The organism is Cellvibrio sp. KY-YJ-3 (genome assembly GCF_008806955.1).
Classification (GTDB): Bacteria; Pseudomonadota; Gammaproteobacteria; order Pseudomonadales; family Cellvibrionaceae; genus Cellvibrio.
In genome coordinates this window covers 285,392-299,561 of the sequence record NZ_CP031727.1, presented here as the reverse complement: position 1 = coordinate 299,561, position 14,170 = coordinate 285,392, and the positions used below count along the sequence as shown (strand labels likewise).

14 protein-coding genes are annotated in these 14,170 nt (G+C 47.4%); 10 read left to right on the top strand and 4 right to left on the bottom strand.

All coding sequences use genetic code 11. The annotated features are described in order from the left end of the window. The first annotated feature begins 12 nt into the window (after window positions 1-12). From D0B88_RS01390 to D0B88_RS01345, 10 genes are all read left to right on the top strand, one after another. A complete protein-coding gene (locus D0B88_RS01390; protein WP_007640072.1) occupies window positions 13-408 on the top strand; it encodes an ectoine synthase in 396 nt (131 codons plus the stop codon). Beyond that, the gene (locus tag D0B88_RS01385) at window positions 405-1,331 is read left to right on the top strand and encodes a CDC27 family protein (RefSeq protein ID WP_151054467.1); all 927 of its coding nucleotides are present in this window, start codon (window positions 405-407) and stop codon (window positions 1,329-1,331) included. The genes D0B88_RS01390 and D0B88_RS01385 overlap by 4 nt, the downstream gene beginning before the upstream one ends. 15 nt (window positions 1,332-1,346) lie before the next feature. Next, on the top strand, window positions 1,347-2,756 hold the full coding sequence (locus D0B88_RS01380; protein WP_151054465.1) for a sodium/proline symporter: 1,410 nt from the start codon (window positions 1,347-1,349) through the stop codon (window positions 2,754-2,756). Between the two features lie 170 nt (window positions 2,757-2,926). Further along, window positions 2,927-5,254: a TonB-dependent receptor gene (locus tag D0B88_RS01375; RefSeq protein ID WP_225318479.1), complete on the top strand. Its 2,328-nt coding sequence runs from the start codon at window positions 2,927-2,929 to the stop codon at window positions 5,252-5,254. Between the two features lie 163 nt (window positions 5,255-5,417). After that, window positions 5,418-6,749, top strand: a complete 1,332-nt coding sequence (locus D0B88_RS01370; protein WP_151054463.1) for a PepSY domain-containing protein — start codon at window positions 5,418-5,420, stop codon at window positions 6,747-6,749. A 164-nt stretch (window positions 6,750-6,913) separates the two neighbouring features. Continuing rightward, window positions 6,914-7,291 carry a hypothetical protein gene (locus D0B88_RS01365; RefSeq protein WP_151054461.1) on the top strand — a complete coding sequence of 126 codons (378 nt, stop codon included), beginning with the start codon at window positions 6,914-6,916 and terminating at the stop codon, window positions 7,289-7,291. Beyond that, window positions 7,291-7,899, top strand: coding sequence for a hypothetical protein (locus D0B88_RS01360; protein ID WP_151054460.1), 609 nt, complete (start codon window positions 7,291-7,293; stop codon window positions 7,897-7,899). The genes D0B88_RS01365 and D0B88_RS01360 overlap by 1 nt, the downstream gene beginning before the upstream one ends. Window positions 7,900-8,124: 225 nt before the next feature. Beyond that, complete coding sequence (locus D0B88_RS01355) at window positions 8,125-8,607, top strand: GNAT family N-acetyltransferase (RefSeq protein ID WP_151054458.1); 483 nt, start codon at window positions 8,125-8,127, stop codon at window positions 8,605-8,607. 221 nt (window positions 8,608-8,828) lie between these two features. Next, a complete protein-coding gene (locus D0B88_RS01350; protein WP_151054456.1) occupies window positions 8,829-9,200 on the top strand; it encodes an SRPBCC family protein in 372 nt (123 codons plus the stop codon). 322 nt (window positions 9,201-9,522) lie between these two features. Next, window positions 9,523-9,987 carry a DUF2721 domain-containing protein gene (locus D0B88_RS01345; protein WP_225318478.1) on the top strand — a complete coding sequence of 155 codons (465 nt, stop codon included), beginning with the start codon at window positions 9,523-9,525 and terminating at the stop codon, window positions 9,985-9,987. Window positions 9,988-10,051: 64 nt separating this feature from the next. On the opposite strand, the gene D0B88_RS01340 is transcribed toward D0B88_RS01345, so the two are convergent. The 4 genes from D0B88_RS01340 to D0B88_RS01325 all read right to left on the bottom strand — a co-directional run bounded on the left by D0B88_RS01340 (window position 10,052) and on the right by D0B88_RS01325 (window position 14,165). After that, entirely contained in the window at window positions 10,052-10,513 is a 462-nt protein-coding gene (locus tag D0B88_RS01340) for a hypothetical protein (RefSeq protein ID WP_151054454.1), read from the bottom strand. A 12-nt stretch (window positions 10,514-10,525) separates the two neighbouring features. Beyond that, window positions 10,526-11,920, bottom strand: a complete 1,395-nt coding sequence (locus D0B88_RS19065; RefSeq protein ID WP_225318477.1) for a hypothetical protein — start codon at window positions 11,918-11,920, stop codon at window positions 10,526-10,528. Window positions 11,921-11,985: 65 nt separating this feature from the next. After that, window positions 11,986-13,056 carry a beta-ketoacyl synthase N-terminal-like domain-containing protein gene (locus D0B88_RS01330; protein WP_151054452.1) on the bottom strand — a complete coding sequence of 357 codons (1,071 nt, stop codon included), beginning with the start codon at window positions 13,054-13,056 and terminating at the stop codon, window positions 11,986-11,988. An 89-nt stretch (window positions 13,057-13,145) separates the two neighbouring features. Beyond that, the gene (locus D0B88_RS01325) at window positions 13,146-14,165 is read right to left on the bottom strand and encodes a cytochrome d ubiquinol oxidase subunit II (RefSeq protein ID WP_151054450.1); all 1,020 of its coding nucleotides are present in this window, start codon (window positions 14,163-14,165) and stop codon (window positions 13,146-13,148) included. Between the last annotated feature and the right edge of the window lie 5 nt (window positions 14,166-14,170).

Below are 14,170 nucleotides of genomic sequence, written 5' to 3'. Positions count from 1 at the left end.
AGAGAGGTATCTATGATTGTTAGAAAATTATCCGAGGCAAAACTGCAAGGGCGCACCATTAATGCAGAGGGTTGGGAAAGTAATCGCCTACTGTTAAAAAGTGATGGCGCCGGTTTTTCATTTCATATCACCCGTATTTTTAAAGACGCGGTGCTGCCCATGCACTACCAAAACCATATTGAATCTGTGTATTGCATCAGTGGTTTTGGTGAAATAAAAGATGTCGCCAGCGGCGCTATTCACACTATAGAACCGGGCACTATTTATATTCTGGATAAACACGACAAACATATTCTACGTGCGTTTGAAGAAATGGAATTAGCCTGTGTGTTTAACCCGCCGCTGATGGGGCGCGAAGTGCACAATGCCGAAGGTGCCTATGCGCTAGCGGCGGAAGTGATTGTATGAAGCAAGACTCCGCGTTTAAGCGCGCCTTTATTCTGCTGCTAATTGTGCTCCTGCCGCTGTTATTTGCGGCGGGTATTCAGGCGCAAAGTTTACCGGAAAAAAAGGCCAGCGCAGCGGCAGAGCAGGCACAACAAACTGTAGAGCAGCTGGACGCACCGCTCTACAGTGCGTTTACCGAGCGTTATATTTTGGATGAATTAAAATCCCTGCGTACCGACATGGCCGCGCAGCGCGTGGAATTTATCCAGCAAATTACCGATCGCCAAATTGAAGCGGTTGACCGCAGCGTGAGTTATGCCACCAATACCGTCTCCAATTTTTTCTACATTATCGCCGCGGTAAGTTCGGTATTGGTGATTGTGGGTTGGACATCCATCCGCGAAATGAAAGAAAAAATGGGCACTCTTGCCGATAAAGAACTGCGCAAATTAATTGGTGCTTATGAAGACCGGCTGCGTGAAATTGAACAGCAGCTGCGGGAAAAATCCACCTACATTGATGAAAACCGCGAGGCCATTGAGCGCACCAAAGAAATTCACGCGCTCTGGTTGCGCGCTGCACAAGAGTCGGCGCCCGCCAATAAAATTGCGGTTTATGATCAAATCCTGGCACTTAACCCGCGCGATTGTGAAGCGCTCACTTATAAAGCCGATGCTGCACTGGAATCCAATGAGCCCCAGTGGGCGATTAATTTGTGTCAAAACGCGCTGCAGCTGGATGCGTCCAATGCACATGCGTTTTATCAGTTGGCCTGCGCTCATGCGGCGCTTTCCCATTTTGATGATGCAATTAATTTCTTAACCAAAGCGCTTGTCAATGGCGATGCGCGTTTGGATGATTTCGCCAAAGACCCCGCGTTAGAACCACTCCACCATTTGCCCGCGTTTGAGCAGTTGCTGCTTGATGCCCATAGCACCGTCTAAAATCCGGGCCTTGTTATGCTGATCAGTTTTATTGTTTGCCTCGTACTTTTTCTGGTTATTGGTTTAGCCTCAGCGCGCGTGCGTAAAAATAATGCGCAGGATTATTATCTCGCCAGTCACAGTGTGCCGCCCTGGTTGGTGGGTTTGTCGGCGGTGGCCACGAATAACAGCGGCTATATGTTTATCGGGGTGATCGGTTATACCTACGCCGTTGGTTTGTCGGCCAGTTTATTAATGATCGGTTGGATTCTTGGGGATTTTCTCGCGTCGCTCTGGGTTCATCAGCGCTTGCGCGCGCAGGCATTTAATAACGGCGAAACCAGTTATATTGGTGCACTGACGCGCTGGGCTGGTTTTTCGGGGCGCGGTTTTCGGGTAATTGCGGCACTGATTGCGCTGGTGTTTTTATTGTCCTATGCCGGTGCGCAACTGGTCGCGGGCAGTAAAGCATTACAGGTTTTGCTTAATTGGCCCGCGTGGTTGGGGGCGGTAATCGGCGCGTGTTTGGTGATGCTTTATTGCATTGCTGGTGGTATTCGCGCATCTATCTGGACCGATGCGGCGCAATCAATTGTGATGATTGTTGCCATGGGGTTAATGTTATTTACCGCGGTGCAAGCGCTGGGTGGCGTATCGGCCAGCGTTGCCGCCATGAATGATATTCCCGGTTTTCTTTCGTTCGCGCCTGCATCGGTGGTATTACCCGGCGCGGCAGGAGTGGGTATATTTTTTATTGGCTGGCTGCTTGCCGGTTTTTCGGTTATCGCCCAACCGCACATTATGGTGCGTTTTATTACGCTCAATGCCGCGCAGAATTTTGTGCAAACCCGCCTGTGGTATTACGCCTGGTTTGTAGTGTTTTATTGCATGGCGACCGCCGTGGGGATGCTCGCACGAATTTATTTACCTGAGTCAGCAAACTTTGATGCCGAGTTGGCGCTGCCGCAAATGGCGGTGGAATTATTGCCGCCACTGCTGGTCGGCTTGGTGCTCGCGGGAATATTTGCGGCCACAATTTCTACGGCGGATTCATTGCTGCTGAGTTGTTCATCATTTATCTCGCAAGACTTGGCGCCGCGTCTGTTTGCGTCGCGCAGTAGCACCAATATCATCGGTATAAAAATCGCCACACTCTTGGCAACCTGTGCTGCACTCGCGTGGGCGCTGCTGAATCAACAATCGGTTTTTGCGTTAGTAGTGTTGTCCTGGGCGATGCTCTCGGCAGCATTTGTGCCGCTTATTTTATTGCTCTGTCTTGGTAAAACCTTGTCGCAAACTATGGCGCTATGGCTGATGGGTCTTGGCTGCGGCACGGTACTGGTTTTGCATTGGTGTGGTATCGGTGGCGATTTATATTTGGGTTTACCGGCGCTGCTGGTTTCACTGTTGGTTTATGGCCTGGTATCCCTCATTAAGCGCCGCTGATCTTCGCTATTGATCTTTATGGATACCTGCGTTCGCAGGTATGACGAAAATCCTATTTTACCCGCCTCCCTGGTCTCGCCCCTGCGACAATTTGTCACTGTTCGTCGCGCTGCAAACTGCCTACTCTGCTCCTCAGAAAAAACCATTAAAAAGTAGGGTGGGTGAGACTAGTGAGACGGTTGTTGGCGCTTGTGCTGGCGGGTGCTGGTGTGCTGAGTATGGGTATGACCAGCGTTGCGCAGGCACATGAACAGGTGTTGAAAAAAAAGCACACTAAAAATCCGCAGCCGGTTGAGGAGGTAAAAGTCTGGGGGGATGCACGCGATGCGAGTCACGCCGGTTATATCAATCCCACCAGTGTGCTGACGCAGGAAGATATGGTCAGCATCAATGCGACCACCACTGAGGACTTGGTGAAATACGAACCCAGCCTGGTGATTCGCAAACGCTATATTGGCGATTCCAACGGCACCCTTGGCCTGCGCGGTTCCAATATGTTTGCCACTCCGCGCTCCATGGTATTTGCCGACGGCGTGCCGCTGCATTATTTGCTGCAAACCCGTTGGAGTGGCGCGCCGCGTTGGACCATGGTGAGTGCGAATGAAATTGCACAGGTGGAAATTCTCTACGGGCCTTTTTCTGCCGAGTACAGCGGTAACTCCATGGGCGGTGTAGTGCTGATTGAAACCGCCTTGCCGCAAACACGCAAAGTGCATGTGGACCTGGATTATTTCTCGCAAGACTTCTCCGCCTACGGTTTTTCGGATCGTTTAACCGGCACCAAAACGTTTTTCTCCTACGGCGACAAAATTGGCGACTTGAGCGTTTATTTTTCTTACAACCATCTCGAAAACGAAAGCCAACCCCAGTCGTTTTATTATGACTATCGCGCAACACCCGCTAGCGGCGCCGCAACGGTCACCGGCGCCATTGTGCAGCGCGATGTCTATGGTAAGCCCGCTTACTACTACGGCGATACCGGCGTTGAACAAGCGCGAACTGATAATTTTAAAATCAAATTAGGTTACGACTTTAGCGACGACTGGTCAGCATTGCTCAACCTTGCCTATGAGGATCGCACTACCTTGCGCGATGCCGCCAACAGCTATTTGCGCAATGTCGATGGCAGCACAGCCTGGGCGGGAAATTTTGTGCAGGACGGCATCGGCATGAGTATCGCTGCCGGGCGCTTGGGTAATAGTGAGTTGGAACGTAAAAGTTTATCGACCGGCCTGCGCGTAAAAGGAAAATTGAATGATCAATTGCGTGTGGAAACCAATCTCAGCGATTTCCGTATTCTCAAAGACAATAGCATTAGCTCCAGTCGCAACCCGCAAGATCCTCTCTTTAATAACACCGGCTTAACGGCGGATTATGACGATACCGGTTGGCAGACACTCGATGTGAAATTGGTGCTGGATGATGTGGGATTGGAAGGCATGCAATGGCTGGGCGGCGTGCGCCATGAAGGCTATCGCCTCAATCTGGACCAATACAATTCCAGCAATTGGCTGCAGGGCGACAACGCCGGTTATACCAGCCGCAGTGGTGGTGAGACCAGTATCGATGCTGCGTTTGTGCAATTAAATTGGGATATTGGCGCGCGTTGGGATTTAGCCTTGGGTGGCCGTTACGAACAATGGCAAAGTAAAAACGGTTATTTCAGCCGCAACAATCCCATCAGCTCCGCTTTTAAATTAGTCGATGTGGAAGATGCAAAACGCAATCAACTCTCACCAAAATTTTCACTCGGCTTCGTTCCTGCCGATGAATGGCTGGTGCGTTATTTCGCCGCGCGCGCCTATCGCTTTCCAATTGTGGAAGAGCTATTTTCCCAAAGCCAATCCTATTCCGGTTCTACTGTGTCGCGCCCGGATTTAAAACCGGAAAATGGTGTACATCACAATGTGATGTTGGAAAAACAATTTGATGGTGGCTACGCGCGTATTAATTTATTTAGCGAAACCATAGAGGATGCAATTGAATCGCAAAGCAATTTCTCCACGCTGGTAACCACTTTTTCTGCCGTCGATGAAGTGCAAAGCGATGGTGTTGAATTGATCCTTAATTATTCCGGCTTGTTGGTACCCGAGTTGGATGCGCGATTTAATGTCACCTATACCAAATCAGTGATTGAAGATAACAGCACCGCCGAAGGCCCTAACCCAACCACCAGCATTGAAGGCAATGACTACCCACGCATGCCACGCTGGCGCAGCAACTTATTGCTTACCTATCACGTGAATGACAAGTGGGATCTCAGTGGTAATGTGCAATATGCTGATAAAAGTTTTGGTCGCCTGCAAAACGACGACATCGCCGAAGGCGTGATGGGGGCACAAGATGGCTACACCCGTGTGGGCGTAAAAACCACATATGATTTCAGCGAGCAAATTGAAGTCGGTTTCGGTGTGGATAACCTCACCGATGAGCAAAGTTATGTGGCACACCCATGGCCAGGGCGCACACTTTATTTAAGTCTTTCTTATGACTTATAACTTATAAATAGTGGTAAAAATTCCTCCGCTGTGAGTTTTCTGTGCCGGGATTTTATTTCAAAACCGTAAAGGTATGGATGCCGTAACGGAGCTACAGGGAGGTATGCATGCGTTTTTGAAATGAGCACCCGGCACAGAAGACGAATTCGAAGAGCCGCAAAATATGAATGCATTAATTCAAACAAGCAATAATCAAAAAGCCCTCTATCGCACCATTTGGCGCTGGCATTTTTATGCCGGAATTTTTGCTATTCCGTTTGTGATTTTATTATCGCTCACCGGCGCGATTTATTTATTCAAACCCTATTACGAACACTGGCAAGAGCGTGACTATCGTGGCCTGCAAGTAACGGGCGAGGCACTCGCACCTAACGATCAAATCACTGCGGCGCTGGCAGTCGTCGAAGACGGAAAATTATTAAGTTATCGCCTGCCACAATCCGCCGATGAAGCCGTGCTAGTTAAAGTGCAGGCGGATACCAACTGGATGGTATTCGTAAATCCCTACACCGGTGCTGTGCTTGCAAAAGAACGGACTGACGATCAGTTAATGAATATCGTCAAAACCATTCACGGCGAATTGTTGCTCGGTAATGTCGGTTCAATATTGGTAGAGCTGGCGGCCTGTTGGGCGATTGTACTAATCGTCACCGGTTTGTATTTATGGTGGCCGCGCAATACACGCGGCATGGCAGGTGTTATTTATCCGCGCCTGCGCGAGGGTAGCAGAACATTTTGGCGCGATATCCACGCCGTCACCGGTATTTGGATTTCTGCACTGGCACTATTTTTGTTAATCACCGGTTTACCCTGGGCCTTGGTCTGGGGCAGCGCATTAAAAGAAGTGCGCGCAATTGATTTCTCCCAAGTTGCACAAGAGGAACAGCAGCAGGATTGGAGCCAAGGTCGTCATCAAGAGCATCAAACCTGGCGCGCACAAGCGAGCGATGTTTTTAATTTAACGCCGGAAGTTTTGCACGCAGCCCAGCAGTTAAATCTACCTGCACCAGTTGAACTCAGTATTGCCACTAATCATAACCACAATGGGCATCACATCAGTTGGAAGGCTTCATCCCAAACCCCCAATCGCCCCCAGCGTGCGGATGTATGGATCAATGGCGATGGCAGCATTGAAAAGCGCAGCGATTTTGCACAGAAAAAATTACTGGATCGCGCCATCGGTATCGGCGTGGCAGCGCATGAAGGTTATTTATTTGGCTGGTTTAATTTAGTGTTAGGTTTACTCACCTGCGCAGGCTTAATACTCATCAGCGTTAGCGGTTTTATTTTATGGCGCAAACGCAAACCCGAATCAGCATTGGGCGCACCACCACCGATGCCCGCCCGTGTTGGTTTTACAGTAGCGGCAATCACACTTGGTTTGGCAATTTTTCTGCCGTTATTGGCGATCTCCCTCGTTCTATTATTAATCCTTGAGTTTCTATTGCTGCGTCGCATCGACGGCATTAACCGTTGGTTGGGCTTGGGAAGTTAGTGTTTTACTGATTGACGAGGTTGTCTTGTCCTGAGCATACTTTGCGAAGAGATTCCGCTTATGACGAGTTCAAGGTAGCCTATGACCATCCATACGTGCAATTCATCTTCAATCTCCTTCAAGTTACTCTGTTGTACTCATTTGTCATAGTGCGAAAGATATCTATGGATACTGAGCGCGAATTTCAGCTTGCATCCGGCAATAAATGCACGCTGCATCCAATTAACAACGATCTTATTCCTAATTACTACGTACTGGCGTTTCCCAAAACCCAAGGGCAACCCATTGCTACCGAAATCACGGAAATGTTAAATATTGGCACCAGCTACGCACAAAAATTAGCATTTGATGTATTGGGTGATGCTGAGGCATTTACTGTGTTGTATAGCGGTTACAGTTCACGGCGAGAAAAAGGTTGGCATGTGCATATTGTTTTGCTTGGGAGTCGATGGAAAAAAGCCTGGCTATATTTGGTTCTGGCAGGGAAAAATGTGGTCCAAGCTTTAGGATTGCGGAAAGATGATGCCCCGAGGTTGCAATAATGGACTTGCATCGCTGGACTAGATTAATGCGTCAGTTTGGATTAACGGATAACCAAACAACCTATGCTGAACTCATCCGCGCATACACCGAAAAACATCGCCATTATCACAGTGATACTCATATCAATGCCTGTCTTCAACACTTTGATGCCGTGCAATGTTTTGCTGAATATCCTGCGGAAGTTGAACTGGCTTTGTGGTTTCACGATGCGATTTATAAACCATTGTCATCTACTAATGAATTGGATAGTGCCAATTGGTGTGCGAAATTTCTTGCCGACAATAGTATTGCTGATGAGATTATTCAACGAGTTCATAAGTTGATTATGGCAACCTGTCATTCGACCGAACTAGTTGGCAATGATGAGAGATTAGTAGTCGATATTGATTTGGCAATACTGGGTGCGCCTGAAAATATTTATCAAGTATTTGAAGTTAATGTACGAAATGAATACCAGTGGGTTCCCTCATTCATTTTTAAAAGCAAACGTAAAGAAATTCTGCAAGCATTTTTGGATAGGCATAGGATCTATCATCATGCCTATTTTTATGATCTGTTAGAGCATCGGGCAAGAGAAAACCTTGCTGCTGCTATTTCCCAATTGTGAGTGTTTGGTTAGTTTTCTGCAGGCCCCTGTACTAAAGTGATATATGGGGGGGATGCTACCACTCAATCTCCAGTAGGGATTTTAGATGTATGGAGTTTACGTCGGGCATCGAGATAAGCTCACTGTTCAAATGAGAAATCCACTTGTTAACAGAAAAATTTAAAAATGCATTAAAGGTGACGCTCCTATCACGCGCGCCTTACGTCGGTATTAGGGAGAAGCAGTATGGAAATAATATCGGTTGGTGAAACTAATTGGGAAGAGCTAAAAGCTATTCGTTTAGCTTCTTTAAAAGAATCGCCTGACGCGTTTTCGGCTTCGTATGAAGCTGCGTTAAATTTTAGTGAGTCAGAATGGAGGGCCAGAGCATCTGGTCGCGAAGGGTGCAATTTTTTTATTGCAAAAATCGACTCGCAGTCAGTTGGAGTTATTGGTGGTTTTCATAAGACTGGGCAATATGAATTAATATCAATGTGGGTTTCGCCTAGCCAAAGAGGGCTTGGTGTCGCTCAATTACTCGTTAATAGAGTTATTAAGCATGCCAAAGAATTAAACCAGAGTTCTATTTTCCTTGAGGTTTCGTCTGACAATGTTTCGGCATGCAGACTTTATGAGAAATGTGGCTTTAATTTGATATCTACAGGTCAAAGTACTGTAAGTGGTGCCTCTAAAATTTTGAATAAATTGCAATTGAATTTAAATTCCTAATGAAAAGCTTCGATAAAAAATCAATATCTGCTATGTAAACCTATCGTTACTTTTCAATCTTTGTGAGGATCAATAATGAGAGCAAAAACATAGATTCTTGTTTATTCAGATGGGGGATTGTTAGACTTATTTAAGTGCCATCCAAAACTGGATTTGGAACAGCCATAAAAAATCGCGCTCCCTGCGCTTAACATTATGTATTTAATTGTCGGGTATCAATCATGAAAGAAATAAGGACGAAAATTGATATTGAAGCACCATTAACTGAAGTATGGAGCTTGTTCTCGAACTTTGAAAAATACGGAGATTGGAACCCCTTTTTATTAGAAGTTAAAGGTAGTCTTATTGAGGGGAGTGTCATAAAAATTAAAGCTAGGTTCAATGATGGAAGCCTAAGGGATGCAGAACCAAAAGTGGACAAGGTTGTTTTAGGTGAGTCGGCTTGTTTTGTTGCGAAAAAGGGATTCTATTTACTGGAAGGCACTATTTTATTTTTGAAGAGTTATCTGGCACTAGTACACGATTTATTCATGGGGAAACTTTCTATGGCCTGTTGCCTCTGCTATTTTGGCATAAAATGGAGCACTCGCTGACAGCTTCCTTTATAGGAATGAATAATGCATTGAAGCGAGAGGCTGAAAAAATACATAACCAACGACAATGATTAAACTTGTCCTCAGTTGATATGTCTGTTTTTTCACATGTTTAAATAACGTATTTTGTCCCATGTTTTTTATGTAGGCACTGATGCCTTCAAGGTGTTTTTTCAGTTATTGAAAAAGCCAGCCATGATCCGTTTACATAGCACAAGGGCTCGCCTACCATGCGCCAACCTGCGGGTGGGCAGGTGCAGATCTGCGTCGTAACCAGCCCGCCGTATACTTTAGGTTTAACGCATTCTCTGAGAGACAACTAATGACTCCCTCCCCAGAACTGGTAATGAGTTTCGGCGATGTCGCCCACGCCATTCAGCTTGCGCTGGCGCCCGTGTTTTTGCTCACCGGCATTGCCGGTTTACTGAATGTAATGGCCAGTCGCCTTGCGCGGATTATTGATCGTGGGCGCAGCCTCACAGAAGAGGAATTGCCCGTACATCTGCACGATACTGATTTACTTCACAAAGAATTAAATCGCCTTGAACGCCGCCGCCACTATGCCAGCTCGGCAATCACGGCTTGCACTTGTTCTGCGCTGCTGGTGTGTATGGTGGTGGCGTTTATTTTTTTGCAGGTATTGTTGCAGGTGGAATTCAAATGGGTGATTAGCGCGTTATTTACTGCATCAACGCTAACCTTAATTGTTGGGCTTGGATATTTTTTGCGTGAGGTGCATTTGGCAACGCGCACGGTACGGATTCAGATAGTGGCGCGTGCCAACTAAAAATGCTCGCTTTGTAGTGGAGGGATAAAAAATCTACCAAATCGATCTTCATTCCCAATTTTCACTATTCTTCGATCAGGTGATCTATGTCTACAGCAATCGGATTCACGTTTGCATCATAGGAGCGTCTCAACGTACCCTTCTTTCGTCTTAATGCATAGGCTCTCATCGTAGAAATGGGGGCAAACTCTAGTCCTTCAATCGGTGAGTGTCCTGTTATAACAGGAGTATTGAAATTTATATTTTTTTCATTATCTAAAGGAATTGTCCATTTCCCTCCATTTCTATTTATCATCAGCTCGCCTAAATATCTAGCAAAAAAAACCACCATTTTAGATAGTTCATCTTTGGGTAAATCTTGAGAAACTATGTCAAATAATTTCTCAAGGTTTTCGAGGTCCCTTAATGAATAATCAAGTGCTATTTGATTTTTTTCGGCGGTGTCTTTCAAATTTTCTAATTGATCATCCATTATCATTAAAAAATTATCAAAATTTTCTTCGGCTTGTTTTCTATCAAAAACCATGTGATTTATCCTCTACGGAATTTTAGGGCCAATGTGATAATCTATTCCTGCTTTCTCAAGTGCATCCAAATATGGTTTCGATGCACCTTTTTCCAATATATGTTCGACTTGATATCCATTCTGAACTAGATCAGCATCTTTTTTTATTGCTAGGATGTTTTCTTTTGTGAGGCTGACTGGCCCTGTCTTCAATTGACCGGCGTACATATCTTCCTGTTTCAAAATGTCAATTTGACGATTTGTAAATGCAGTTTTAACCGTTCCCTCTGATGCGTCCATGGCATCCCTGTACTCTGCCTCTCGTGCGGCACCATATTGATAATTTCTCATGTTTGTATCATATTGCTTACTCCACTCCTCGTAAGATTTTTTCCCACCTCTTTTCTGATACCTTTCCCATCTATCCTTCTTGTGTTGAGGAGTGTTCGGAGTCAGCTTTTCTTTGGGTTTAGCTGATAACGGTTTGTTTTCCGGCAACTCCGTATTAACCGGTTTTTTCGTATCAACATTAACACGAACTTTTCTGCGCAATTTTTTGCGCTTCAATAATTTCCCTAAATTTCTAAATATCGAGCCAAGGCTTTTTAGTTTTCCGGCGTGGCGGATTTTGCTGGCGCCTTGGGCGACGTTGCCTATGCCGCCGGTGAACATGAGGAGCAGTGCGGTGAGGACGATTTCAAATACGCCACCACCGGCGAATTCTGCCCATTCGATGCTGGATTGCGCTCCGGCGTAATCTTTACCAAATTGGGTGAGCATGTCGAGCGATTCTTTGTCGTCGGCGATGAAGGCGGTGATTTCGTAGGCTTCGGCGAATAATTCTTTGAGGCGCTGTAGCCCTTCGGAGGATAAATGTTTGGCATCTATACCCAGAATGCGGGCGATGTCTTTTATCTCTTCGTCTTGCAGGTTTTTGGCAAGGCTTTGTTTCCATTGCGCAGAGGTAAGTGTGCCGTCGTAATAACTTTTGTAGCCTGCGTGTAGCAAATTGTTGAGCCGTTCCAGTGGACTCAAGTATTGCGCGACTTCGGCGGTTTTGACCACTACATCTTTAGCGAAGGTGACAAGGCCAACCGCGCCATTCCAAAAACCTTTGGTGTAGGCCCAGTAATGGCTACCCGCTTGTTGCAGTGCATTTTGTTGTGCGAGTTCTTTTTCGTGTTTGGCGGCTTCGGCTTTTTGTTCCGCAACTATCGAATCCAACACGGTTTTGATATTGGTGCGGGTTTGTTTGAGTTCGTCCTCCAGATCGTCTGACGCCAATTCAAATTCAACGGAACCCGGTGGCAAATTGCTGAGGCAGGCTTGGCCTTGGTCGTTGAGTTTGCCGGCCCAGGTCATGCCTTCACTGTCGGTTGCAAGAAAGCTGCCTTTTACCGGCTTGCCGTTGGCGTATTTGTATTCCACTTGAACCCAGTGTGGTCTGTCCGGGTCGGTGATACTGGTGACGGCTATGCCTTCGCCTAGTTGAGTCATGCTGAGGTCCTTTCTGGAATTACACAGATAGCAGCGCGATAGGCGCTATCGGAGGCGGTGCACACAAGGGCGGTGGTAGGTGTTGAGGGTTTAAGGCAGTTTAAGGCGGCGAGTGTGATCAGTGCGCCGCCGGTGGCTGCCCCCAAATCGCCGTAACAATCGGCGGGGTGTTCGTGTTTGAAATTGATGAGTCTGTGGCTTGAGCGGGTCATGGCGACGCCGAATTCTTTTGCCCAATAGTGCTCGCCGTTCATACTGCTGAACACTGTGCTGATGGAGAGATGTTCCGGTAGCTGCGACAGGGCGGCTTTTACTGCTGTGTCCAGGCCTTTGCCTTGAGAGGGCAGTTCACTGTAAATATGTCCCGGTTCTTCGCCAAAACCGGGTTGGCTCAGGGTGATGCGATAACCCTTGTCGGTCATGGCCAGCGCGGGGTTGTTGGTTAGCAATAAAAAGGCAATGCCTTCGCCGGGCACAAAGGTGTCGGCTCTGCCGTGAGGGCTTTCGGATTTGAGGCGCCCATCGCGTTCCAATGCGTGCAACCAATTGCTGTGTTGGCAGCTATCGACGCCGCCAATCAGGATTTGCTCGAAGTGCCCGCCCTGTAGGTAGTGTTGCGCCAGTCGGATGGCTTCCAGCATGCCGGTGCGCCCGGTGCAGAGGATGCGACTGGCGCTGTAAAGGATAGGCAGTTCCGCCTGCGTGCGCAGCAGGGAGAGAAATTGGTTGGGTAATTGATTGTCCACACCGGGGTAGTTTTCCGGCCCGGCCATAATTAGTGGAATGGGGGCGCCCTGGTGTCCGGCAAGTATATCGAGCGCGCCAGTGCTGGCCATTTGTAACAGGCGTTCGTCGCGAAAGCTTAGGTCTGTGTCTTCCAGATCTTCGGCCAAGGGCAGCATTGCACCGTCTGGTATGAGGGACAGCGTAATTTGGTGATGATCTGCTGTGTGGTAATTCGCCGATTGATAAGTGTTGATGCCTGCGCGATAAGCGTAAAAATTACTGAGAGAGTTGGGGCCAGCAGCGGTAATAAGGTGGGTTTTGGCAATATAGGTGGTGTGCACGCGACTAATCTCCCTGTTAGGTCGCGGTGGATGCTAGCGATTCCTTTCGCGTAAAAAAACCTACTGGTGCAAACTTTTTGTGATCGCCATCAATAATATTTCAACTGCGTCGCCTTGCCATGGAATACGCGATAGGCAAAGAAGGTGTAGCCGAGGATGGTGGGCAACACAATTATCACGCCGTACAAAATAAACATGAGTGACTCGGGGGCGCTGGCGGCTTGCCAGATGTCCATTTGGTTGGGTACAACGTAAGGATAAAAGCTGTAGGCCAAGCCGATAAAACTTAACAGGAAAATCATCGCGGCGGCGACAAAAGGAATCCAGCAGCCGACATCATTCGCGTAGGGTGCGCGGCGTAAATAGCGGTCGGCAATAAAAAATAAAAGAAAACAAAATACCGGAATTACCCACAATACAATTACCAGCGGTGTGCCAAACCATTTATCAAAAATGGTATTGCTCACTAATGGATTAACGATGGATACCGCGATAATGCCGAGTGCCATCAACCATGCGCAGCGGCGTGCCCACCAGGCGGCGCGTTTTTGTAAATCACCTTCGGTTTTCATTACCAGCCACGCCGCGCCGATAAAGGTGTAACCCGCTGTTACGCAAATTGCACTGAGTGCGGCAAATAAATGTGCGGCGATGGTGTCTTCAAAACCCATGACAAAAAGGCCGAGCATATAACCCTGCGCCAGAGTGGCGAGTAATGAGCCTGCTTGAAAAACCCGATCCCACAAGCGTTTATGGTCTTCCGGCGCTTTGGCGCGAAAGTCGAATGCCACTCCGCGCAATATCAGCCCGGCAAGCATTACGGTGACGGGCAAATATAAATTCAACAAAATCATGCTGTGCGCGCTGGGGAAGGCAATTAATAAAAGACCTATACCTAATACCAGCCAGGTTTCGTTGGCGTCCCAAAACGGGCCGATACTTGCGATCATGGTATCGCGCTGTTCTTCGGAATCGTTTGGCAATAAAATCCCGACGCCTAAATCGTAGCCATCAAGAATCGCATAAATAAATAATGCGAGCCCCATCAAGCCAATAAAAATAACGGGCAACCAAAATGCTTCGCCGGACAAGGTGCTGATATCGGTCATACTAT

What these genes read in the sequence shown, in the direction of transcription:
- D0B88_RS01350 (WP_151054456.1), top strand. Translation starts at nt 8,829, where the DNA reads ATGAAAGAAATAAGGACGAAAATTGATATTGAAGCACCATTAACTGAA.
- D0B88_RS01340 (WP_151054454.1), bottom strand. Translation starts at nt 10,513, where the DNA reads ATGGTTTTTGATAGAAAACAAGCCGAAGAAAATTTTGATAATTTTTTA.
- D0B88_RS01385 (WP_151054467.1), top strand. Translation starts at nt 405, where the DNA reads ATGAAGCAAGACTCCGCGTTTAAGCGCGCCTTTATTCTGCTGCTAATT.
- D0B88_RS01355 (WP_151054458.1), top strand. Translation starts at nt 8,125, where the DNA reads ATGGAAATAATATCGGTTGGTGAAACTAATTGGGAAGAGCTAAAAGCT.
- D0B88_RS01345 (WP_225318478.1), top strand. Translation starts at nt 9,523, where the DNA reads ATGACTCCCTCCCCAGAACTGGTAATGAGTTTCGGCGATGTCGCCCAC.
- D0B88_RS01390 (WP_007640072.1), top strand. Translation starts at nt 13, where the DNA reads ATGATTGTTAGAAAATTATCCGAGGCAAAACTGCAAGGGCGCACCATT.
- D0B88_RS01360 (WP_151054460.1), top strand. Translation starts at nt 7,291, where the DNA reads ATGGACTTGCATCGCTGGACTAGATTAATGCGTCAGTTTGGATTAACG.
- D0B88_RS01370 (WP_151054463.1), top strand. Translation starts at nt 5,418, where the DNA reads ATGAATGCATTAATTCAAACAAGCAATAATCAAAAAGCCCTCTATCGC.
- D0B88_RS01380 (WP_151054465.1), top strand. Translation starts at nt 1,347, where the DNA reads ATGCTGATCAGTTTTATTGTTTGCCTCGTACTTTTTCTGGTTATTGGT.
- D0B88_RS01365 (WP_151054461.1), top strand. Translation starts at nt 6,914, where the DNA reads ATGGATACTGAGCGCGAATTTCAGCTTGCATCCGGCAATAAATGCACG.
- D0B88_RS01325 (WP_151054450.1), bottom strand. Translation starts at nt 14,165, where the DNA reads ATGACCGATATCAGCACCTTGTCCGGCGAAGCATTTTGGTTGCCCGTT.